At 64.1% G+C, this 24,094-nt stretch carries 14 protein-coding genes; 11 read left to right on the top strand and 3 right to left on the bottom strand.

Annotated elements, in window-relative coordinates:
• Positions 1 to 49: 49 nt before the first annotated feature.
• Both ACA027_RS07230 and ACA027_RS07235 read left to right on the top strand, forming a co-directional pair.
• Positions 50 to 976: a sugar phosphate isomerase/epimerase family protein gene (locus ACA027_RS07230; RefSeq protein ID WP_370681726.1), complete on the top strand. Its 927-nt coding sequence runs from the start codon at positions 50 to 52 to the stop codon at positions 974 to 976.
• 139 nt (positions 977 to 1,115) lie between these two features.
• Positions 1,116 to 2,012, top strand: a complete 897-nt coding sequence (locus ACA027_RS07235) for a sugar phosphate isomerase/epimerase family protein (protein WP_370681727.1) — start codon at positions 1,116 to 1,118, stop codon at positions 2,010 to 2,012.
• An 18-nt stretch (positions 2,013 to 2,030) separates the two neighbouring features.
• On the opposite strand, the gene ACA027_RS07240 is transcribed toward ACA027_RS07235, so the two are convergent.
• Positions 2,031 to 2,948, bottom strand: coding sequence for a LysR substrate-binding domain-containing protein (locus ACA027_RS07240; protein ID WP_370681728.1), 918 nt, complete (start codon positions 2,946 to 2,948; stop codon positions 2,031 to 2,033).
• 139 nt (positions 2,949 to 3,087) lie between these two features.
• Between ACA027_RS07240 and ACA027_RS07245 the strand changes: the two genes are divergently transcribed.
• The 4 genes from ACA027_RS07245 (at position 3,088) to ACA027_RS07260 (ending at position 8,293) form a co-directional block, all read left to right on the top strand.
• Positions 3,088 to 4,809 carry an acyl-CoA dehydrogenase family protein gene (locus tag ACA027_RS07245; protein WP_370682532.1) on the top strand — a complete coding sequence of 574 codons (1,722 nt, stop codon included), beginning with the start codon at positions 3,088 to 3,090 and terminating at the stop codon, positions 4,807 to 4,809.
• A 120-nt stretch (positions 4,810 to 4,929) separates the two neighbouring features.
• A complete protein-coding gene (locus tag ACA027_RS07250) occupies positions 4,930 to 5,913 on the top strand; it encodes a tripartite tricarboxylate transporter substrate binding protein (RefSeq protein WP_370681729.1) in 984 nt (327 codons plus the stop codon).
• A 127-nt stretch (positions 5,914 to 6,040) separates the two neighbouring features.
• Positions 6,041 to 7,042 carry a Bug family tripartite tricarboxylate transporter substrate binding protein gene (locus ACA027_RS07255; protein WP_370681730.1) on the top strand — a complete coding sequence of 334 codons (1,002 nt, stop codon included), beginning with the start codon at positions 6,041 to 6,043 and terminating at the stop codon, positions 7,040 to 7,042.
• Positions 7,043 to 7,081: 39 nt separating this feature from the next.
• Complete coding sequence (locus ACA027_RS07260) at positions 7,082 to 8,293, top strand: CaiB/BaiF CoA transferase family protein (protein ID WP_370681731.1); 1,212 nt, start codon at positions 7,082 to 7,084, stop codon at positions 8,291 to 8,293.
• Here ACA027_RS07260 and ACA027_RS07265 read toward each other — a convergent pair.
• Complete coding sequence (locus tag ACA027_RS07265) at positions 8,266 to 8,907, bottom strand: TetR/AcrR family transcriptional regulator (RefSeq protein ID WP_370681732.1); 642 nt, start codon at positions 8,905 to 8,907, stop codon at positions 8,266 to 8,268. The genes ACA027_RS07260 and ACA027_RS07265 overlap by 28 nt on opposite strands.
• Positions 8,908 to 9,066: 159 nt before the next feature.
• Here ACA027_RS07265 and ACA027_RS07270 point away from each other — a divergent pair, with 159 nt between their 5' ends.
• A complete protein-coding gene (locus tag ACA027_RS07270; protein ID WP_370681733.1) occupies positions 9,067 to 10,698 on the top strand; it encodes an acyl-CoA dehydrogenase family protein in 1,632 nt (543 codons plus the stop codon).
• Between the two features lie 223 nt (positions 10,699 to 10,921).
• Positions 10,922 to 12,427, top strand: a complete 1,506-nt coding sequence (locus ACA027_RS07275) for a class I adenylate-forming enzyme family protein (RefSeq protein WP_370682533.1) — start codon at positions 10,922 to 10,924, stop codon at positions 12,425 to 12,427.
• Between the two features lie 62 nt (positions 12,428 to 12,489).
• Here ACA027_RS07275 and ACA027_RS07280 read toward each other — a convergent pair whose 3' ends face one another.
• Complete coding sequence (locus ACA027_RS07280; RefSeq protein WP_370681734.1) at positions 12,490 to 13,596, bottom strand: NADH:flavin oxidoreductase/NADH oxidase; 1,107 nt, start codon at positions 13,594 to 13,596, stop codon at positions 12,490 to 12,492.
• 306 nt (positions 13,597 to 13,902) lie between these two features.
• Here ACA027_RS07280 and ACA027_RS07285 point away from each other — a divergent pair, with 306 nt between their 5' ends.
• From ACA027_RS07285 to ACA027_RS07295, 3 genes are all read left to right on the top strand, one after another.
• Complete coding sequence (locus ACA027_RS07285; RefSeq protein WP_370681735.1) at positions 13,903 to 15,438, top strand: TolC family protein; 1,536 nt, start codon at positions 13,903 to 13,905, stop codon at positions 15,436 to 15,438.
• 44 nt (positions 15,439 to 15,482) lie between these two features.
• Positions 15,483 to 16,241, top strand: a complete 759-nt coding sequence (locus ACA027_RS07290; protein WP_370681736.1) for an efflux RND transporter periplasmic adaptor subunit — start codon at positions 15,483 to 15,485, stop codon at positions 16,239 to 16,241.
• Between the two features lie 196 nt (positions 16,242 to 16,437).
• Positions 16,438 to 24,087, top strand: coding sequence for an Ig-like domain-containing protein (locus ACA027_RS07295; RefSeq protein ID WP_370681737.1), 7,650 nt, complete (start codon positions 16,438 to 16,440; stop codon positions 24,085 to 24,087).
• The last annotated feature ends 7 nt before the right edge of the window (positions 24,088 to 24,094 follow it).

Raw genomic sequence — 24,094 nt, forward strand, 5'->3', positions numbered from 1 at the left:
GGGCACCCAGGTGCCGCGAGGCTTTCATTTCATCCAGGAGACATGATCCATGCACCGTGCGCGTCGCCACTTTCTCCTGCAAAGCGCTGCCGCGGCGGCCGCTTTGGCCGTCGGGCTGCCAGGCTGGGCTGCCACCCGCTGCAAGCTGCACCCAGGCAGGCCCATAGGCATGCAGCTCTACTCCATCAGCCGGGCGGTGGAGAAGGACCCCGACGCCGTATTCGCGCAGTTGGTGGCCTTCGGCTATCGCGAGGTCGAGGCGGGCAAATATGCACGCCTGGCACCGTCGGCCGTGCGCCATGCGGCGCAGAAGGCGGGCTTGCTGCTGCGCTGCGCCCGGCTGGACGCGGCAAACCGAGAGGATTTGTCCGCCGAGTTCGATATCGCACATGACATGGGTGCCCTCCAGGTGGCCAGCTCGGTGCTGCCACCGGAGCCGCAGGAAGTCACCAGTTTTTTGCGCACCACGGATGCCTGCAAGACCAGCGACTACCAGCGCATGGCGGAGCGGGCCAACCGCATTGGCGAAGCGGCGCAGCGCGTGGGCCTGTCCTATGCCTACCACAACCATAACTTCGAGTTTCGCGATCTGGGTGGGGGCATTTGCGGCTACGACGTGCTGCTGCGCGAGACGGAGCCGCGCTACGTCAAATTCCAGCTCGATTGCGCGTGGATCAGCTTGGCGGGCCGTGACGCCGCGGTCTATCTGAAACGCCATGCGGGGCGCTTCAGCTCGTTGCACATCAAGAACATCGATGCCGTCACCCGCTCGACGCTGCACGATGGCGCGGCGCTCTTGCACATCACCGAGCTGGGACAGGGCGCGATTGATTACCGCCCCATTCTTGCGCAGGCGCTGCAGCAGAACATTCCCTACCTCACCATCGAACATGACCCGCGCGAGGGTGTGCAGATCGGCATGGACATGGTGAAGCGGGAATTCGATTTCCTCCAGGGGCTGCTGGCGGCGGCATAGCCATGCACCCCGCAATCTCGAACTCCCAGATGCCGGGGGAGGCCAGGGCATCTGCCTGCCGGCTGTGTTTCATTCCATTCAGGAGATATCCACCATGCACCGAGAGCGTCGTCAATTTCTCCAGCAAAGTGCTGCTGCCATGACAGGTATTGCCCTGGGATTGCCTGGCTGGGCTGCCAAAAGCCCGAGCCCTGCAGCCCGGCCCATAGGGCTACAGCTTTTCACGCTGGGCAAGGCCGTCGAGAGGGTGCCGGAGGCCGTGCTGGCGCAGCTGGCGGGGTTTGGCTATAGCGAGGTCGAGGCCATCGCGTACGCCACGCTGGCGCCATCGGCCCTGCGCCGCGCCGCAGTCCAGGCGGGCCTGCAGATACGGTGTGCGCACCTGGACTTCGCGAGCCAGGAAGACCCATCCCCGGCGTTCGACATGGCGCATGAGCTTGGCGTTCTGCAGGTGGCCAGCTCCGTGCTGCCGCCGACGGCGCGGTCGACCTTGAGTGCGCTGCCCCTGATTGACTCCGCCACCGTCAGCGACTACCAGCGCATCGCCGCCCGTGCCAACCGCATAGGTGAAGCGGCGCAGCGCGCAGGCCTGTCCTATGCCTATCACAACCACAATTTCGAGTTTCGCGACCTGGGCGCCGGGGTTTGCGGCTATGACGTGCTGCTGCGCGAGACGGAGCCGCGCTACGTCAAATTCCAGCTCGATTGCGCGTGGATCGACTTTGCAGGAAAAGATGCCGTCACCTATCTCAAAAACCATGCGGGGCGCTTCAGCTCGCTGCATATCAAGAACGTCGACGTGATTGGGCGCTCCACCACGCTGGACCAGGCCGCGGCCTCGCATTTCGCGGAACTCGGTCTGGGGGTGATCGACTACCGACCTATTGTGGCGCAGGCGCTGCGCCAACATATTCCCTACCTCATCATCGAACATGACCCGCAACAAGGAGTGCCCATCGGCATGGACATGGTGAAGCGGGAGTTCGATTTTCTGCATGGCCTGCTCGAGCATCGCGGGCCGAAAGCCATGGCCTAGCCCCGTGGAGACCCAGGCTCAGGCTGCAGGCATGGGGGTGGGCTGGTGCGCGGCGGAGGTCATTTGCGCCTGCAGCAGTTGCACCAGGGCGGCCGCCAGGGGCTGCTCGGGCACGGGCCGCCACATGGCCTGCAGCTCGGAATGCGCTGCGGCCTGGCGCAGCGGGCGGAACACCAGGCCCGGCATGCCCACGCGCTGCAGGCAGGCCGGGACGATGGACACGCCCTGGCCGCAGCCCACCAGCGACAGCACGGACAGCCAGTGGCGCACCTCGTGGCGCAGCTCGGGCTCAAAGCCGGCGCGCTGGCACAGGCCACGGATGCTGCGGAAATACTCGGGCGATACCGCGCCGGAGAACAACACCATGCGCTCCGTGGCCAGGCTGGCCACGGCCACGCGGGCCTGGCTGGTCAGCGGGTGGCCCTCGGGCAGGCAGACCATAAAAGGCTCGCGCAGCAAGGTCTGGGCCTTCAGCCCCGTGGGTACGGCCATGGTGTGCATCAGCCCCAGGTCCAGCTTGCCCTGCTGCAGCGCGCCCACCTGTTCGGCACTGTTGAGCTCGTGCAGGTCCACGCGCACCTGGGGGTGTTGCTGCTGCAACTGGGCCAGGGCCTCGGGCAGGCCGCGGTACATGCTGGAGCCCACAAAGCCCAGGCGCAAACAACCGGCCATGCCCTGGGCCACGGCGCGCGTGTCCATGGCAGCGCGGCGGCTGCGCTCCAGAATATCGCGCGCCTGCACCAGCAGATGCTGGCCGGCGGCGGTCAGCCGCACCTCCTTGCTGCTGCGCTGAAACAGCTGGGCCTCGAGCTGGGCTTCCAACTGCTGTATGGCCACGCTCAGCGGCGGCTGCGAGATGTGCAGCCGCTGCGCGGCGCGGCTGAAGTGCAGCTCCTCGGACAGCACCACAAAGTAGTGCAACTGGCGCATTTCCATGGCGTTTTCCCTAGGTTTATATATTCGTAATAGCTATGGATGAATAGCTTAATAATATTCGACACGAATGGTATTGCTTCGCAGAATTTGATGCATGTCAGACCCAGGCGAACAGCGCCTGATAGGAGTGATGATGAATATGCGCCCTCTGCTCGATACCGCGCTGGCTGCCGCCGCAGCCTCGACAGCCTCTTTGGATCACCCGGTGCCAGACCGCCACGGCAGCAATCTCTACACCGGCGATACGCAGTTCGCGCTCTTGCTGCAGCAATACCTGCCGGCCGAGGTCTACGCCCATCTGCAGCCCTATCTCACCCACATGGGGCAGCTGGCAGGTGGCCGGCTGGATGAGCTGGCCCTGACCGCCGACAAGAACCCGCCCACGCTGGAATACCGCAGCCGCAGTGGCCAGGACGCGCAGCGCATCGTCAAGCACCCGGCCTATGTGGAGATGGAGCGTGTGGCCTATGGCGACTTCAGCCTGGCCATCATGTCGCACCGTGAAGGCGTGCTGGGCTGGCAGGGCAAGCTGCCGCCGCTGGCCAAATACGCGCTGACCTATTTGTTTGTGCAGGCCGAGTTTGGCCTGTGCTGCCCGCTGTCCATGACCGATTCGCTCAGCCGCACGCTGCGCAAATACGGTGCGCCCGAACTGGTGGACAAATACTGGGGCCAGCTGACGGCCGTGGACTTTGAAGACCAGGCCCAGGGCGCCATGTTCATGACCGAACAGGCTGCCGGATCGGACATTGCCAACACCCAGACCATGGCCACCCCCCAGGCCGATGGCAGCTGGCGCCTGACGGGCGAGAAATGGTTTTGCTCCAACCCCGACGCGGCCTTTGCCATGGTGCTGGCCCGGGTCGAGGGTGCGCCCGCCGGCATGAAGGGCATCTCGCTGTTTCTGCTGCCGCGCCAGCTGGACGACGGCAGCCACAACCACTACCGCATCGTGCGCCTGAAGGAAAAACTGGGCACCCGCTCCATGGCCAGCGGCGAGATCCGCATGGAGGGCGCGGTGGCCTATCTGGTGGGCGAGCAGGGCCGGGGCTTTGTGCAAATGGCCGATATGGTGAACAACTCGCGCCTGTCCAACGGCGTGCGTGCAGCCGGCCTGATGCGCCGCGCCGTAGCTGAGGCCGAGTTCATCGCCAGCGAACGCCATGCCTTTGGCAAGGCGCTGCAGGACATGCCGCTGATGCAGCGCCAGCTCGACAAGCTGCGCATACGCGCCGAGCAGGCCCGCACCATGGTGCTGCAGACCGCGGCAGCGCTGCAGCGCTCGGACGCAGGCGAGGAGGGCGGCTACGCCCTGCTGCGCATACTCACGCCGCTGATCAAGTTCCGCGCCTGCCGCGACGCCCGCATGGTCACCGGCGACGCCATGGAGGTGCGCGGCGGCTGCGGCTATATCGAGGAATGGAGCGACCCGCGCCTGGTGCGTGATGCCCACCTGGGCAGCATCTGGGAAGGCACCAGCAACATCGTGGCCCTGGACGTGCTGCGCGCCATACGCCGCGAGGGATCGCTGCCGGTGCTGCAGGCCCATGCGGCCCAGCTGCTGGCCGAGATCAACGATACCGAGGCCGCTCCGGCCTTCAAGGCCGTGTTGCAGGACGCGCTGGAGCGCGCCGGCCGCTTTGCGCAGTCGGCCGTAGAAGCAGGCCCCGAGGGCGAGCGTCTGGCGCGCACGGCGGCTTCAAGCCTCTACCACAGCTTCACCGCCATCGCCATGGCCTGGGAGGCCTCACAGATGCGCAGTGCCGAACGCATGCGCTGGGCGCAGCTGGTGCTGGTGCACCGCGTGCTGCCGCGCGACCCTTTGCAGGACAGCGAGATTCCGGCGGGCTGGCTGGCCTGAGCCGGCGCGGCTTTCCTGCCCGCTTTCTTGCGCTGCATGCGCCGCTGCCTGCCAGCGGCGGCGCTCTCACCCCAAGCCCCGAGACAGGGGCAGGGTCTATTCCCATCAGGAGACAACACCATGGATAAACGCAGTTTTGTGCGGGGGCTGGGCTGTATGGCCCTGGCGCCTTGGGCGGCCGCTTTCAGTGCGCCGGCTCGGGCTTCCACGGCCTACCCCACCAAGCCCATCACGCTGATTCAGCCCTATGCGCCGGGAGGCCCTACCGACCAGCATCTGCGCGTGCTGGCCGAGGAGGTGGGGGAAATCCTGGGGCAGCCGGTGCTGATAGACAGCCGCCCCGGCGCCAACGGCGTGACGGCCGCCGCCGCGCTGACCCGCGCCGCCCCCGATGGCTACACCCTGGGCGTGCTGCCGGCATCGGTCTACCGCGAGCCCTATATCAACAAGGTGCCTTTCGACCCCAACACCAGCTTCAGCTACATCGCCCTGTTGTCGGACTACAGCTTTGGACTGGCCGTGCGCCACGATGCTCCGTGGAAGACCTGGGCCGATCTGGTGGCAGACGCCAAGAAGCGGCCCGGTGCCATCAACATCGGTGCCACCGGCGGCGCCCTCAGCACCCCGCGCATTGGCATGGAAGAGGCCATGGCCGCTGCCGGTGTCAAGGTGAATATGGTGCCCTACAAGGGCGATGCCGATGTGGTGACCGCCGTCCTGGGCGGGCATATCGACGCCTCGCCGCTGTCCGGCGTGGCCGTGCCCCACATCACGGCCGGCAAGATGCGCTATCTGGTGATGCTCACCGCCCAGCGCGTGCCGCAGTTTCCTGATCTGCCCACGCTCAAAGAGTCGGGCGTCAACGTCTACATCGACTCACCCTATGGCGTAGCCGGCCCCAAGGGCATGGACCCCGCACGCGTGGCCCAGCTCAGTGGCGCATTCCACCAGGCCTTGCTCTCGCCCGCAGGCAAGCGGGTGATGGAGCAGCTCAACCAACAGCCCAATTACAAGAGCCCGGTGGACTACCAGAGCTACGCCGCAGAGACCTACCTCCGCGAAAAAACGCGTGTGGCCTGGATGCACAAGCACGGCCTGTTGTAGGCCGCTTGGGTAGCTTGGGAATACGAGGCTATCAAAGGTTTTATGCAATACACATAAGCTTTTGATGCTTCTGAAAAAATAGCAAAAACAGGCAGGCCCATGTGCCTGCACCTATGGAGACAACACCATGCACACCATTTTTCATCGCTCTGCACGCAAGGCATTGGCCACCAGCTTGGCCCTCACCGCACTGGCTGCTGTGGCACCACAGCTGGCATGGGCGGATAACTTTCCATCCAAGCCGGTGACCTTTGTCGTGCCTTTCCCACCCGGTGGTCCCACCGACGCCATGGCCCGCACCCTGGCCGTGGCCCTGACCGAAAGTCTGGGCCAGAGCGTGATCGTGGAAAACCGCGCCGGCGCCGGCGGCAACATCGGCGCCGATGCCGTGGCCCGCAGCAAGCCCGACGGCTACACCATCATGTTCGGCACCTCGGGCCCGCTGGCCATCAACAAAAGCCTCTACAGCAAGATCAGCTACGACCCGGCCACCAGTTTTGCGCCCATCATCCGCGTGGGCTATCTGCCCAATGTGCTGGTGGTGCATCCCAGCGTCAAGGCCAACACCGTGCAGGAGCTGATTGCGCTGGACAAGGCCCAGCCCCACAAGCTGAATTACGCCTCTTCGGGCAATGGCGCCTCATCGCACCTGGCGGGTGTGCTGTTCAATGAAAAAGCCGGCACCACGCTGCAGCATGTGCCCTACAAGGGCACGGGCCCGGCCCTCAATGACTTGCTGGGCGGCCAGGTGGACATGACCTTCACCGACATCCTCACGGCCCTGCCTTACATCAAGACCGGCAAGGTCAAGCTCATTGGCGTGGCCACCGAAAAGCGCTCCCAGGCCCTGCCGCAGGCGCTCACCATTGCCGAGCAAGGCCTGCCCGGCTATGACGTGAGCGTGTTCTTTGGCGTCGTAGCGCCTGCAGGCACACCGGCCGACCGCATTGCCATCTTGAACCGAGGCTTTCGCCAGGCGCTGGAAAGCGACAAGGTGCGCACCCTGTTTGCCTCCCAGGGGCTGGAGGCCTCGCCCGATCTGACGGCTGAAGGCCTGGCGCGCTTCATCCCCGCCGAGGTGACGAAGTGGCAGCGCGTGGTGCAGGTCTCGGGCGCGCGCCTGGACTGAGCAGCCATTGGATGCATTGCTGAACAAGGGTAGACAGGCATGAACGATTTTTCACCATCTCACGCCGCTGCGGCCAGCGCGGCGTCTTCACCCCTGGGGGCGCTGCAGGGCCTGCGTGTGCTGGACCTCTCGCGCATTCTGGGCGGGCCGCTGTGCGGCCAGATTCTGGGCGACCACGGCGCCGATGTGCTCAAGGTGGAGCCACCCCAGGGTGACGACACGCGCAGCTGGGGCCCTCCGTTTCAGGACGGTGTGGCCTCGTATTACCGGGGGCTGAACCGCAACAAGCGCACCCAGTTTCTGGATCTGAGCGATCTGGAGGGGCAACTTCGCGTGCAGGCACTGATGGCGCAGGCCGATGTGGTGGTGGAGAACTTCAAGATCGGCACGCTGGAGAAATGGGGCATTGGCTGGGAGCAGATGCAGCAACGCTTTCCGCGCCTGATCTGGTGCCGGGTCAGCGGCTTTGGGGCCGACGGCCCGCTGGGTGCCTGGCCGGGCTATGACGCCGCCGTCCAGGCCATGAGCGGCATCATGAGCGTCAACGGCGAGCAGGGCGGCGATGCGCTGCGTGTGGGCCTGCCAGTGGTGGACATGGTGACCGGCATGAACGCCGTCATCGGCGTGTTGCTGGCGCTGCAGGAGCGCCAGCGCAGCGGCCAGGGCCAACTGGTGGATGCAGCCCTGTATGACAGTGCCATCTCCCTGCTGCACCCGCATGCGCCCAACTGGTTTATGGACGGCAAAATGCCGCAGCGCACCGGCAACGCCCACCCCAATATCTACCCCTATGACACGCTGCAGACCGGCACCATTCCGGTGTTTTTTGCCGTGGGCAACGACCGGCAATTCCGCCTGCTGTGCACGCATATCGGTTGCCCGCAGCTGGCCGAGGATGCGCGCTTTGCCACGGCCGGCCAGCGCTCGGTGCACCGCGCCACGCTCAAGCCGCTGCTGGAGCAGTCTCTGGCCGCTTTTGAGGGCGAGCAGCTGGCCAACGACTTGATGGCCTTGGGCGTGCCTGCCTCGCCGGTGTTGTCGGTGCCGGCAGCACTGCAGCACCCGCACACGGCGCACCGGGGAATGTGGGTGGAAATGCCCGGTGGCTACCGGGGGCTGGGCGCACCGGTCAAGCTCAGCCGCACACCGGCCAGCTATCGCCTGCCGCCGCTGACGCAGGGCGCAGACTTTGCGCCACGGGGCGAGCCCGTGGAGGCGGTGGCTTACGCGGCAGCCAGCGACGCCAGATAGGCCGTCAGCACCGCAGTGGCCTGCTGGGGCAGGGCGGCTGCGGCGCCCTGCGCATCGGCGCGCAAAAAAGCGTGGGTGAACAGGCCGTAGACCATGCCCTGGCAGATGCGTGCCGCTGCTGCCGCATCGCAGTCGGCGGGCATATCGCTGGCGGCCCGCAGGGCCTGGGCCCAGACCTCGACAAAGCGCTCATAGGTGCTGCGATAGGCCTGCAGGCTGGAGAACTGCCGCTCCAGCAGATAGTGGGCGCCCCATTCCTCGGCCGGCCCCTGGTGCGCAGCCCACAGGGCCTGCACCAGCGCAGGGCCCAGCATTTGCAGGGGCTGGCCGCGCTGGGCCGTGGCGGCCTGGCGCAAGGCCAGCAGCAGCGCCTTGGAGCGCAGGTGCAGGCTGACCTGGGCCAGGTCCTGCTTGCTGGCGAAATACTCGTAGAAGCTGCCCAGGCCGGTGCCGGCCACCAGCACGATTTCGCGCACGGTGATGGCGGCATAGCCGCGCTCGACCAAAAGCCGAACAAAGGCGTCCTGCAGGGCTTGCGAAGTCTGCTGCGCACGGGACTGGAGAGGGCGCCGTCGCCCGGCTGTGGGGCGTGACGCGAAGCGGGAAGTCAGCATCTGGGAATCCGAACATGGTGTGTGTGCACACTGCCTAGAATAAAAGAGGACAGCAGCTTGCGCACCAGCATGGCAGCCGCCGCTGGCGCTGACAAGCATCTGGGCAACAGCCCCATTCCAGGCTCCCGCAAGAGGTGCTGTATCGACAGGAGACCGCATATGCATCCGCACAACCAGGCGCCCGAACTCAAGGACTACAACCTCTACACCAGCGACCCGGCGCTGCGCCGCGCCGTGCAGCACCATGGCGCACAGTGGCGCGACGCCGAGCTGCTGCGCCAGGGCGCGGCCTATGGTGCCGAGGCCACGCTGCGTGCCGCCGAAGATGCCAACCAGTTCGAGCCCGTGCTGCACACCCATTCGCGTGGCGGTGACCGCATTGACGAGGTGCGCTTTCACCCGGCCTGGCACCAGATGATGACCATGGCCCGTGCCAGTGGCATTGCCAATCTGCCTTTTGCCGATGCGCGCGCCTCGGTCTGGCCGGCTTATGGGGCCTCGCTGTATATGCACAGCCAGATCGAGTCCGGCTCCACCTGCCCCACCACCATGACCAAGGCCAGCATCCCGGTGCTGCAGCTCAACACCGCGCTCTATGCGGCGCTGCAGCCCAAGCTGCTGAGCACCGCGTACGACGCGCGCGACATTCCGCTGGCGGAAAAGCAGTCCATCACCATTGGCATGGGCATGACGGAGCGCCAGGGTGGCAGCGATTTGCGCACCAACACCACGCGGGCCCAGCCCACGGGGGTGAGCGGTGACTGGGGCGAAGAATATCTGATCACCGGCCAAAAATGGTTTTTCTCCGCCCCCATGTGCGATGGCCACCTGGTGTTGGCCCAGACGGGCGAGGGCCGTGCCACCTGCTTCTTCGTGCCGCGCTGGCGGCCCGATGGCAGCAAGAACGCGGTCTTCATCCAGCGGCTCAAGGACAAGGTGGGCAACCGCTCCAACAGCAGCAGCGAGGTGGAATTCCACGAAGCCTGGGGTGTGCGTGTGGGGGATGAGGGCCGGGGCATTCCCACCATCATTGAAATGGCCACCTACACGCGGCTGGACTGCGCCCTGTCCAGCGCCGGCTTTATGCGCCAGGGTTTTGCCCAGGCGCTGTTCTACACGCGCAACCGCCATGCCTTTGGCAAGGCCCTGGCCGAGCAGCCGGCCATGACCACACTGCTGGCCGATATGGCGCTGGAGTCCGAAGCCGCCACGCTGCTGGCCATGGACCTGGCCGCCCGCTTTGGCTCGGATGAGCCGCTGGACCAGGCCTGGCGGCGCATCGTCACGCCGGTGGCCAAGTTCTGGAACTGCAAGCGCGCCGTGGGCTTTGCCGGCGAGGCCATGGAAACCTTTGGTGGCAACGGCTATGTGGAAACCGGGCCCATGGGGCGCCTGTTCCGCGAGGCCCCGGTCAACTCCATCTGGGAGGGCTCGGGCAATGTGATGTGCCTGGACGTGCTGCGTGCCCTGGCGCGCCGCCAGGACGATATGCATCTGCTGCTGGACCATTTGCGCGATACCGCCACGCAGGAGCCCCGGTTGCTGGCCCAGGTGGAGCAGCTGCGCGCCAGCAGCTCCCAGCCGCCGCAGGCACTGGAGCGCGAGGCCAGGCGCTTTACCCAGCGCCTGGCGCTGCTGGTGCAAAGCTGTTTGATGCTGGGCCAGGCCAGCAGCGAGATGGCCAGCGCCTTCATTGTCAGCCGCTGGGACCCGGACTGGGGGCCGGTGCTGGGCGCGGCCTGCGGCACGGACCGGCCCGAAGCCTTGCTGCGCGCTGCCTGGGTCGACTGAGCCTGATTGCGCCCGGTTGCACCTGATTGCATCTGACTGCATCTGATGGCGCGGGCTGCGCGGGGCACAGGGTTGACCATGGCGGGCCATTCTGGGTAGGCCGCCGTGCCGTGCGGGCTTACCTTGGCGGGTGGTAGCGGTCCGCTGCCACACCACTTGCATGTGATCTGTGGGGGCCTGAATGCTGTGGCACAGGCCCCTTTTTTGAAAAGGGCTGACGATGATGGATTTTGTTTCCCTGCTGGACCAGCAGGCTCGCACCCGTCCCGAACAAGTGGCATTGCGCGCCCAGGAGCGCGAGTGGAGCTATGCCGCCCTGGCGGATGCCGGCAGGCGCGCGGCCGCCGTGCTCCATGGTCAGGGCGTGCGCGCCGGGGACCGCGTGGCCCTGCTGTGTCTGAACACGCCGGGCTTTGTGCTGGCGCTGCTGGGGGCCTGGCGCCTGGGCGCGGCCGTGGTGCCCATCAACCACAAGCTACAGCCGCCCGAGCTGGCCTATATCCTGCAGCACAGCAAGGCCTCGGTGGGCATTGTGGACGGCACGCTGGCTGCCCGGCTGGCCCAGGCCGATAGCAGCACCCGCTGGCTGAGCACCGACAGCGCGGCGGGCGGCCTGGCCTGCTTTGACACCCTGCTGGAGCAAGCCTGGCCTGCACCTTCGCATGAGAGCTTGCCTGGGGCCGCTACCTTGGCCGAAATCCTCTACACCTCGGGCACCACGGGCCGGCCCAAGGGCTGTCTGCACAGCCATGGCAATGTGTTTCACGCCGCCCTGTGCGCGGCCGTCAGCACCAGTCTGTCGCCGCAGGAGCGCACGCTGGTCGCCATGCCGGTGTGGCATTCCTCACCGCTGAACAACTGGCTGCTGGGCACGCTGCTGGTGGGCGGCACGGCGGTGCTGATGCGCGAGTACGCGCCCCAGGCATTTCTGGAGACGCTGGAGCGCGAGCGCATCAGCTTTACCTTTGGTGCGCCGATTGCCTTTTTGGCGCCGCTGTCGGTCGTGCCCGATGTGGCAGCCTATGACTTCAGCGCCATGCGGCTGTGGGCCTATGGCGGTGGCCCGCTGGGGGCCGACATGGCGCGCAAGCTGGCCCAGGCCTACCGCAGCGACCGCTTCATGCAGGTCTATGGCATGACGGAATCCGGCCCGCTGGGCACGGTGCTCTACCCGGAGGAGGCGATTGCCAAGGCCGGCTCCATAGGCCGCTGCGCCGTGCCGGGCGTGTTGCTGGAGGTACGCCATCCTGACGGGCAGCGCTGCGCGCCGGGCGAGACCGGAGAGATCCACATGCGCTCCGTGGCCATGATGCAGGGCTATCTGGATGATGCGTCCGCCACGGCTGCAGCCTTTGATGCCGAGGGCTGGTACCGCAGCGGCGATCTGGCGCGGCTGGACGAGGATGGCTACCTCTACATCGTGGACCGGCTCAAGGACATGATCGTCACCGGCGGCGAGAACGTGTATTCCAAAGAGGTGGAGGATGTGCTGTCCACCCACCCCGATGTGCAGGATGTGGCGGTGGTGGGCCGGCCCCACCCGGAATGGGGCGAGACCGTGACCGCGGTGCTGGTGCTCAAGCCAGCGCGGACATGGGACGAGCAGGGCGTGCGCGACTTTCTGGCGCCGCGCCTGGCGCACTACAAGATTCCCCGCCGCTACGAACTGCGCGACAGCCTGCCGCGCACCGCCACCGGCAAGCTGGTCAAGCATTTGCTGAGAGGGTAGTCGTTAGATCGTGAATACGCTCTTAGGCTGCTCTTCTATAAAGAGCAGCCTGCGCAATCCCGTCAAGCACCAAACAGGGTTTTGGCCCCATGGGGCTGGCAGCGCTGGTACTGCGGCGCGGCGTGGATCTGGGCGCCCAGTTGGCGCGCTGCCTCCCAGGGCCAGCGCGGGTGGTAGAGCATGGCGCGGGCCACGCCGATAGCATCGGCCTGGTCGGCTTGCAGCACGGCCTCGGCCTGGTGCGGATCGGTGATCAGACCCACGGCAATCACCGGCATGGCGCCTTGCAGACTGTCTTTCAACGCTGCGGCCAGTGGCACCTGGTAGCCGGGGCCCACGGGGATTTTTTGCTCAGGATGCAGCGCGGCGCTGGACACATGCAAAAAGTCGCAGCCGCGTTCCGCCAAGGCCTGGGCCAACTGCTGGCTTTGCGCCAGGTCCCAGCCTGCGGGTTCCATCCAGTCGGTGGCGCTGATGCGCACCCCCACGCTCATATGCGGTGCCACGGCGGTGCGCACCGCGTCGAACACCTCCAGTGTCAGCCGCATGCGGTTGTCCAGACAGCCGCCGTAATGGTCGGTGCGCTGGTTGGACAGCGGTGACAGAAACTGGTGCAGCAGATAGCCATGGGCAGCATGGAGCTCGATGGCGTCCAGGCCCAGCTGCTGGGCACGCAGGGCCGCATCCACAAAGGCCTGGGTGATGCTGGCAATCTCCTGCAAAGAGGCCTGGCGCGGCGCGGGATCGGCGGGGGAGAAGGGCAGATCGCTGGCGCTGACCGTGGGCCAGGCCAGGGCATCGTTGGCCGGCAACGCGCCGCCACCTTCCCAGGGCCTGCGGCTGCTGGCCTTGCGGCCGGCATGGGCCAGCTGCACGGCGATGGGTATGGGGCTGCTGCGGCGGATGTGCTGCACCACCGTGCGCAAGGCCTCGGTGTGGGCGTCGCTCCACAGACCCAGGTCGTAGGCGCTGATGCGACCGCGCTCCTCTACCGCCGTGGCTTCCAGCACCAGCAGTCCGGCACCCGACTGGGCCAGGTTGCCGTAGTGCATCAAATGGAAATCAGTGGCCAGCCCGTCCTGCGCGGAATACATGCACATGGGCGGAATGACGATGCGGTTGGCCAGGCGCAGCGGGCCGAAAGCGAGGGGGGAGAACAGGATAGACATGGGGGCGTGGAACTCCAGAAATGCTGCTTTGCAGCATGACATAGCTTGCGGCGGGAGGCTGTCAAATCCAAGACTGCGAAGATTTATTCATTTTCAGAAAAAAAATTCAATTCATCATTTCTAAATCGAATGAGTAAATGTGTTTTTCTGCAAAAAATCACAAGAATCAGTGATTGTCTGCAGGGCTGTGGGCACCTAGCATCACAAATCTTTACAAACAAAGCGCCTGTATCTGCCCGGGCATACGTGGGCGCATCGCTGGCGAGTTGGCTGGAATTCACTTTGCGACGTTTTCGCCTTTTTCACATGAATACATATTCGTTCCTTGCTTGCTTGCCCCCCATGGTGGGCCGCGCCTCGCTTTGGCTGGGCAGTGGTCTGGTGCTGACGGGCTGCGCCAGTTTCAATGCCCAGCCTTTGACCGAGGATGAACTGCGCAGCCAGGTGCAGGCCGATCACCAGCAACTGACACAAGACATGGTGCCGTTGCCGGCCACTGTCACGCTGGAAGAGGCGATTGCCCGCGCCATCAAATACAACGCAGTCCAGCGCTTGCGCGCCATGGAAGAAGCGCTGGCACACAACACATTTGAAGCCAGCAAGTTCGACATGCTGCCCAAGCTGGTGGCGTCGGCAGGCTACCGCGACCGCAGCAAGGACTTGATCACCCGTAGCGAGGACTTTGTCACCGGCCACTTCTCACAGGGCAATCCCTATATTTCGACGGACAAGGAATCCACGCTGTACTCGCTGGGCTTTTCCTGGAGCCTGCTGGACTTTGGTCAAAGCTATTACGCCGCGCGCCAGAACGCCGACCGTGCGCTGATTGCCGAAGAGCGCCGCCGCAAGACCTTGCACAACCTGGTGCAAGACGTGCGCACCGCCTACTGGCGCGTGGCCGCCCACCAGGCCCTGCAGGCCTCGCTGCGCGGCGCCACCCAGTCGGCCGACCTGGCGCTGGCAGATGTGCGCAAGGTCGAGTCCGAGAAGCTGCGCTCGCCGCTGGAGCCGCTGCGCTACCAGCGCCAGCTGCTGGAAAACCTGCGCCTGCTGGAGACGATTGAGCAAGAGCTTTCGCCGGCCCGCATCGAGCTGGCCGCGCTGATGGGCCTGGTGCCCGGACAGGCCGGTGGCGCTTGGAAGGTGGTGGAGCCCGCGCCCGGCGCCCACCAAAGCTGGCTGCAGCGCCCGGTGGAAGATATGGAAGCCCTGGCCTTGCTGCGCAACCCCGACCTGCGTGAAAGTCAGTATGGCGCCCGCATTGCCCGTGAAGAAACCAAGCGCGTGCTGCTGCGCATGTTCCCCGGCCTGTCGTTCAACTACGCACTCAACCACAGCACCGACAGCTATCTGATCAACGACAGCTGGCGCGAAGCTGGTGTGCAAATCTCCTTCAACCTGCTCGGCCTGCTGTCCGTTCCCGCGCAAAACCGCCTGGCCAAAGCCGGCGTGGCCCTGGCCGACCAAAAGCGCATGGCCACGCAAATGGCCGTGCTCAGCCAGCTGCACATTGCACGCCTGCAGTTTGCCAACGCCGCACACCAGTACGAGAGAGCCGACGCGATTGCGGAGGTGGACCAGCGCCTGACCCAGCATGTGGACAACCAGGTCAAGGTCGAAAAGCAGACCCGCCAGGACAGCGTGGCCCAACAGACCGCATCCATTCTGTCCACGCTGCGGCGCTACCAGGCCTTGGCCACGCTGCAGTCCGCAGGCTCGCGTCTGCAGGCCACGCTGGGGCTGGAGCCGGTGATTGAGGGCTCCGACAAACTGCCGCTGCCCGAGCTGACCAGCGCTGTCGGCCAGGCCCTGCAACGCTGGGAAGCGGGGCAGTTGCAATGAAGGCGCATCACATGCTGCGCAGCGCTGCATTCTTTGGGGTGAGCATGGCTGTCATGCTTGCGGTACAAGCACAGCCAGCTCCGGTATCCGTAGCAAAAAAGCCGGCGGCAGCCATGCCCGGCGTGACCAGCGCGCTGGAGCAGCGCGACATCCGCGCCCAACTGGCGCCGCGCCGCTACACCACGCTGGCGGCCGAAATCGGCGCCAAGGTGCAACGCCTGCCCGTGGTGGAGGGTGGCGCCTTTCGCCAAGGCCAGTTGCTGGTGCAGTTTGATTGCAGCCTGCAGCAGGCCCAGCTGAACAAGGCCCAGGCTGGCGTGGATGCCACCGAGAAAACCTGGCGTGCCAACCAGCGCCTGGCCGAGCTGAACTCGGTGGGCAAGATCGAGCTGGACACCTCCCAGGCCGAATGGAACAAGGCCCGTGCCGATGCGGCGGCCAGCCGCAGCCTGCTGGGCAAATGCCAGATCACCGCGCCCTATGCCGGCCGCATCGCCGAGCAAAAAATCCGAGAGCAGCAATACGCCCAGCCCGGTCAGGCGCTGTTGGACATCCTGGATGACAGCGTGCTGGAGCTGGAGTTTCTGGTGCCATCACGTTGGCTGAGCTGGCTGCACCAGGGCACGGCCTTTGAGGTGCGCATAGACGAAACCGGCAAAACCTACCCGGCCAAGGTGCAGCGCCTGGCCGCGCGGGTGGATCCGGTGAGCCAGTCCATCAAGGTCAACGCCGCCATCCACGGCAAGTTCCCCGAGCTGATTGCCGGCATGAGCGGTCAGGTGCTGATGGCGCCGTCGCAGTAACCCCACTTTTTCAGGAGCAGCCTGTGCTGATGCCCTATGGCTTTGAAAGCAATCTCTTGCTGAAAACCACGCTGTAAGCGCATGGGTAGCTCCTGAAATTCAATAAGCCAGGCCCGTAGCACTCCCAGCGATTGCCCCATGCCAATGCCAGCTCGCCCGTGAAAAGGGCTGCCAAGGCACAAGGAAGGAAAATTTGATGACCACACCACACAAGCCCTTCTGGCGCCGCTGGATGCAAGCCTCCACAGCTTCCAACGCCACGCTGCTGACCGGCAAAACCCCCAACGGACCAGTCAGTGCCATGCGCCCCTTGGCGCTGGAGCAGCGCTTTATGTTTGACGGCGCGGGTGCAGTCGATGCCGTACATGCCGCACATGCGGTGGCTGACGGCGTAACCACCACCACCGACGCGGCAGCGGACACCACCAGCGCACTGCGCCATGCGCTGATGGCGGAGGTGCCCGCGGCTGACAGCCAGCGCCAGGAAGTGGTGGTGCTCAATGCTACGGGTGTTAACCCACCCATATTGGTGTCTGCGACCTTCTCCGACAGCGCACTGAAAATTGGCGAAACCTCCACCGTCACCTTTGTGTTCTCCACGGCGGTCACCAGTTTCACCACGGCCGATCTCACCACCCCCAACGGCCAAATCACCAGCCTGAGCAGCGGCGATGGCGGGACCACCTGGACCGGCACCTTTACCCCGAACGCGGGCGTGACAGATTCCACCAACGTCATCACGGTGGACCTGAGCGGTGTTACCAGCGTCAGTGGTGGCTTCGTCGGCAGCGGCACTGCCGACTCCAGCAACTACGCCATCGACACGCTGGCGCCCAGTGTCAGCTCCGTTTCCGCAACAACCGCCAATGGCAGCTACGTCGCCGGGCAGAGCGTCGATATCACCGTCAACTTCAACGACAACGTGACGGTTTCGGGCACGCCGCAGCTGACGCTGGAAACCGGTAGCTCCGACCGGGTTGTGAACTACCTCAGCGGCTCGGGCACCAATACCCTGACCTTCCGCTACACCATACAGGCAGGTGATACCAGCCTGGATCTGGACTATGTCAACAGCAATGCGCTGACACTCAACGGCGGCGCCATCCGCGACAGCGCCGGCAATGATGCAACGCTGACCTTGGCGGCACCTGGCACAGCTGGCTCCCTGGGGGCCAACAAGGCCATTGTGATCGACTCGGCACCCAGCATCAGCAATCTGAGTGGCGACAGCGTGGCCTGGCCGGGCGCAGGCAATACGGTCACGCTCGATGTGGCCAGCAACGCCACCCTTTCTGACGCGGAATTTGGTGCGCTCAACAGCGGCAACGGCAACTGGAGTGGCGGTAGCCTGACGGTGCAGCGCGCCGGCACAGCGGCCTCTGCGGATGTTTTTGGCTTCAATACATCCGGTGCCTTGTTCACCGTAAGCGGTGGCAACTTGCAATCCAACGGGCTGACGTTTGCGACGTTCACCAGCACCGGCGGCGTGTTGGCGATCACCTTCACCAGCAGCGGCACGACAGCCACCACCGCCTTGGCGCAGGATGTGCTGCAACGCATAACCTATCGCAATGACACGCCGGCTGGCGATGCAACCATCCGCTTCAGCGTGAACGATGGCATCAGTACCACCACAGCCGATGTGACGGTGGCCAGTGACACGATCTACGTTACCAATGCCATCGACACGAGCACGATCGATGTCTCCGACGGCGTGAGCTTCAGCGAAGCGATTGCAATTGCCGCAGCAGATATCACCGGCAAGCAGACGATCGTGATCGACGCCAGCCTGGCTGGCCAAACAGTATCGATCTCAGCTGCTACCGCTTTAAATGAAAACTTGACCCTTGACCTCGGGTTGGCCCATGGTGTCACCCTCGCGGGTGGTTCGTTGGCGATAGGTGCTGGTTTTAACTTGGAGGTCGTTATCGGTTCAGGTAATACCGCCACCATCGCGGCAACCTTGACGAATCTGGGCAGCTTCACCAAAAGCGGAGCCGGCACCCTGACCCTGTCTGGCGCTAATACCTACACAGGCACCACAACGGTTTCTGCGGGCGTCCTGGAGCTGAATGGTGGCCTGGCCTTATCCAATAACAATTCAGTTTCAGTTTCTTCGGGTGCTGAATTAAAGGTGAGCAATAGCGAGGAAATCGGCGCATTGAGTGGATCGGGCACTGTGAGGGTGAGCACCAGCCAAACGCTGACGGTTGGCAATGTTGTGTCCAGTATATTTTCCGGCAGCCTTACCGGTAATGGTGGACTGACTGTGAGCCAGACAATGGGCAACACCAACACATTGACCCTCAACGGTGACAATACCGGTTTGGGTGCTCAGATACGTGTGATCAATTACGGTCGGTTGATTGTGGATGGTGAAAATGCAATCGGCGACAATACCTCGGTTACTGTCAATAGCAATGCGATATTCACTTTATCGTCGAACCAAACCATTGGCAGCCTGGCTAGTAATCTTTCTACTGCCAGTATCCAGTTGGGTAGTTTTACCCTGACTGTCGGTGGTAATCACACCAGCACTACCGTCTCTGGTGTGATTTCCGGTACCGGTTCATTGGTGAAGCAAGGCAGCGGCACGCTGACCTTGGATTCGGGCAGTAACAGCTACTCGGGCGGAACCACGTTGAGCGCGGGCGTTCTGTCTGTGCAGGCCGGCGGCGCTCTTGGCAGTGGTGCCATTACCTTCAACGGTGGTGCCATGGATATCGGAACCACCACGCCGTTGACCTTTGCCAATATGGTCCAAATGACATCCGCCGGCACCATCCGCTTCATCGAAGATGCAGAAGCCACCTTCAGCGGCGCTTTCACCGGTAGCGGTGCCCTGACTGTGACGGGCGCGGCAGGTGGAGCACGTGAGGTGTTGACGCTGAGCAACAGCGCCAACTCGGCAGGATGGAGCGGCACGATGACGGCAACCAACGCCACCTTCCAGGTGGCTGCCGACAGCATGCTGAGTTCAGGCTCGATCACCCTCAACAACGGCAGCGTCTTGTTGACTACCGCCGCGACCACCATTGACAACGCCGTGAATATTGGCGGCGCAGCCATTCTCTATTCCAATTCCGGTGCGTTGGTATTGTCCGGCGTGGTGTCGGGTTCGGGCGCGCTGACCACTGGCGGAACTGTCGGCACCAGTGTGACCTTGTCCGGCAGCAACACACACAGCGGCAGCGTCACGGTTGCCGCCGGCAAGCTGATCCTCAGCGGCGGATCGGCTGTTGGTGACACCTCGGCAGTCACCATCAGCAATTCCTCGACGCTCGAGCTGGCAGCCAATGAGACCATCGGCTCGCTGGCGGGTACCAGCGGTACGATCCTGACGCTGGGTAGCAATGCCCTGACCATCGGCGGCAACAACAGCAACACCACGTTCGCTGGCTCCATCGGCGGCACTGGCGGCGGCCTGACCAAAATCGGCAGCGGCACGCTGACACTTTCCGGCATCAATACCAACACTGGCGCGATCCAGATATCTGCTGGCGGCCTGACCGTAAGTGGTGGTAGTGCCATTGCCAACACTGCCAGTGTGACCGTGTCATCAGGTGCCACATTCACCTTGTCGACCAACGAAACCATAGGTTCCCTGGCCGGCGCTGGCACGGTGGAATTGGGCAGCTCCACGCTGAGCAGCGGCAGTACGGGCGTCAGCACGACGTTCAGCGGCACCGCCACCGGTACCGGTAACCTGACCAAGACCGGCAGCGGCACCCTCACGCTGAGCGGTACCAACAGCTACACCAACACGACGGTGAGCGGTGGCGGTACGGTCAGCATCACCGACGCCAGCAACATTGGCACCGGCACGATAACCATAGGCAACGGCAGCATCTTGTTGGTTACGGGTGACAACGTCACGCTGAGCAACAACTTCACCAGCGCCGCTGGTGGCGGCAAGATCAGCAATGCCAACGCGGTGACCTTGTCCGGTGTGGTGTCCGGCGGCTCGCTCTTCACCAAAGAAGGCGCTGGTGTACTGACGCTTTCAGCAGCCAACACGCTCAACGGCGGAACAGAGGTATCAGCAGGCACGCTGATGCTGACGGGCTCGTTGACCGCTACGAATCATGTCACAGTCATGAGCGGCGCCACGCTCGCGGGTACCGGCACCATCACGGCCGTCACTACCGTGACGGTGGCTAGTGGTGCAACGTTGGCGCCGGGGATCACGGGGGTCAACAACGGTGTTGGTACGCTGACGATCAATGGCAACCTGGTGATGGCTTCAGGCAGCACATTGGCGGTCGATATCAACGGCAGCACCGCCGGCAGTGGCTACGACCAGGTGATCGTCAACGGCACGGTCTCCGTGAGCGGTGCCACGCTCGCGGCCTCCCACAGCTACACGGCCAGCAACGGCGATACCTACCGAATCGTCGACAATGACGCGGCCGATGGGACCACGGGTACCTTCAGCGGCATGGCCGAAGGCAGCACGCTGACAGCCGCAGGCAATGGCACGGTCCTGACCGGCAGCTACATCGGCGGCGATGGCAACGACTTCACGCTGACGGCACCGGTCGCGCCGGTTGTGACCGGTGTATCGTCCAGCACCGCCAATGGCACCTACAAGATCGGTGATGTGGTCACCATCACCGTCACGTTTGACACCACGGTGTGGGTCACAGGCATACCGCAGCTGCAGCTGGAAACCGGCGCCACAGACCATTGGCTGGACTACGTGTCTGGCTCGGGCACAGACACATTGACGTTCAGCTACACCGTCCAGGCTGGCGATAGCTCCGCAGACTTGGACTATGTCTCGTCCTCGGCGCTGGTGCTCAACGGCGGCACTATTCGTAGTGGCGCCAACACCGATGCCTTGCTGAACCTGGCCAATCCTGGTGCCGCCGGCTCTCTGGGCGGCAACAAAGCACTGGTCATCGATGGTGTGCGCCCCACGGCCACAATTGTGGTGGCCAATGGCAATATGGGGATTGGTTCCACCTCCCTGGTGACCATCACCTTTAGCGAAGCCGTGGCCGGTTTCACCAATGCCGATCTGACCGTTGACAACGGCACTCTGAGCGCGGTCAGCAGCGGCGACGGCGGCATCACCTGGACTGCAACTTTCGCACCGGCGGCGGGTATCAGCAACGCCACAAACGTCATCAGGCTGAACAACAGTGGAGTGACCGACATGGTGGGCAATGGGGGCAGCGGAAGCACCGACTCCAACAACTACGTCATCGATCAACAGCCTCCTACGGCCACCAGCATCGTGCCGGAGAACACGTCCGCCAATAGCAACGCGGTCAGCTTCACCGTGACCTTCAGCGAGGACGTGAGTGGAGTGGACCGCAGTGATTTCAGCCTGGTACCTACCGGATCGGCCAGTGGCCAAATCGCCAGTGTCCTGCAGATCAATGCACGCACCTACACCGTGCATGTGCAAGGATTGAGTGGTGAAGGCACTGTGCGCCTGGATTTGAACAGCAGCGGTACCGGCATTGTCGATCAGGCGGGCAATGCCATTGTGGGCGGGATACAAGGCAGCATCCACTACGTCGACTGCGTGGCGCCTGCCGTTACCAGCGTCAATGTGCCTGCAAACGGCACTTATATCCCAGGCCAGAATCTGGACTTCACCGTCAACTTCAGCGAGAACGTGGCGGTCGATACCACCAGTGGCACGCCGCGCATTGCCGTGACGCTGGACACCGGAGGTACTGTGTACGCCAACTATGTGTCCGGATCTGGCAGCAGTGCTCTGGTGTTCCGGATGACCGTGGCCAGCGGTCAGCTGGATAGCAATGGCATCAGCCTGGGCAGTGCGGTGCAGCTCAATGGCGGCAGCATTCGTGACACCGCTGGCAACGACACCGTGGTGACCCTGAACAGCGTCGCTAGTACGACCGAGGTGCATGTTGACGGTGTGGTACCGGAGGTGGCCAGCGTCACCGTACCAGCTGATGGAAGCTACAAGGCAGGTGATGTGTTGACCTTCACCGTCAACGCCAGCGAATCAGTGCTCGTCGATACCCAGAGCGGTACGCCACGGCTGCGGTTGGATGTGGGCGGTAGCACCCGCTATGCCAGCTATGTGTCGGGCAGCGGCAGTGCGGCCCTGGTGTTCACCTACATCGTGCAGGCAGGCGACAACGATGGCGACGGTATCGCCCTCGCTGGCACGCTGGACCTCAACGGCGGCGCGGTGCGTGATGCCGCAGGCAACCCCCTGGCCATGGCCCTGAACGCCGTGGGCGCCACGGCGGGGATTGTGGTGGACACCACGGCGCCCACGGCGAGTCTGTCACTGGATAAAAGCCTGTTGAATGCACAGGGAACGGCGCAGCTGACGGTGCGCTTTAGCGAGGCGGTGACGGGCCTCACCACGGCGGACTTTACGGTGGCCAATGGCACGCTCAGCAATCTGCGCTCAGCCGATGGCGGCATCACCTGGACGGCGACATTCACACCGAACGCGGACATCACCGGCGGCACGAATCTCATCACGCTGAACAACACCGCTGTGACCGACCTGGCGGGCAATGCAGGCAGCGGAACCACCGACTCCAACAACTACGCCATAGATACCGAGCGACCTACTGCGACCATCACGGTTGCCGACAGCAGCCTTATCGCTGGCCAGACCTCGCAGGTCACCATCACCTTTAGCGAGGCGGTGACGGGCCTCACCACGACGGACTTCACGGTGGCCAACGGCACGCTCAGCAATCTGCGCTCAGCCGATGGCGGCATCACCTGGACGGCGACATTCACACCGACTGCAGGCATCACCGGCGGCACGAATCTCATCACGCTGGACAACACCGGTGTGCAGGATGGCGCAGGCAATACCGGCATGGGGACGACAAGTTCAAACAGCTACGCCATCGACACGGTGTTGCCGGATCAGCCCGTGTTGCAGGTGGAGAGCAATGTGGAGGGGAAAGCCACGGTGCGTGTGGATGCGCTGGTGGCAGGTGGGCACTGGGAGTACTCGCTGGATGGCGGTCAGACCTGGGCAGCTGGACAAGGGAATTCCGTAATCTTGCAAGGTGCAGGCGTTTATGCGCTGCAAGTGCGACAAAGTAGTGCGGTGGGGAATATGTCGACGGCTTCACTGCTGTCGATTGAAGTGTTCCCCGTGGTGGTGCCACCCACTGTGGCCTGGCCTTCTTTTGAAAGCGCGTGGGGCGGCAGCTTGCCAGGAGCTTTTGGTGCTTCAACGGGTGCTTCTGCGTGGGGATTGGGTGGTGAGCCTCCTGCGGAAAGTGCTGGCAGTCACACCTTCTTCGCTTTGGGCAACAGCGATGGCCGCGTGTGGGGCACATCCGGCTTGTCCTCGTTCTTCAGTGGTGGCGTGGCGAGTGAAAACCAGGAGCTTTCCCACGGTTTTCTAGGCGTTGGACACAGCGGTGCCGGTGTGTTTGGCGCATCCACCCTCTCCGGTCTTTTCGGCCTTGCCATGCCGGAGTCCGGAAAAGCAGACCCTGGCCCGGTGGTGCGCAATGCGGTGGATGCATTGGAAGCCGGTGCAGGCCAGCAGGTGGATTGGCAGGTGCCGCCCACCCTGTTTGGCCACAGCGATCCGCTGGCGAGCGTGCAGCTGTCTATGACGCAGGCCGATGGCCGAGCATTGCCGGCCTGGCTGAAGTTTGATGCGCGCACTGGCAAGCTCACCGGGACCATGCCCGAGGGCTTTCGGGGCGAGCTGGTGTTGCGCTTGACGGCCCGCGACAGCCAAGGCCATGCGGTGCACACCCCCATCAAGCTCAAGGCTGCAGAGGCTGCCCCTGTGGCCCGCACGGGTGTGGCGGAGCAATTGCAGCATGCTGCTCAGCTGCGTGCTGGCCAGATGACGGCCCAGCGTCTGCATATCTGATCCGGAG

This window comes from Comamonas sp. GB3 AK4-5, from assembly GCF_041320665.1.
In the GTDB taxonomy this organism is placed as follows: domain Bacteria; phylum Pseudomonadota; class Gammaproteobacteria; order Burkholderiales; family Burkholderiaceae_C; genus Comamonas.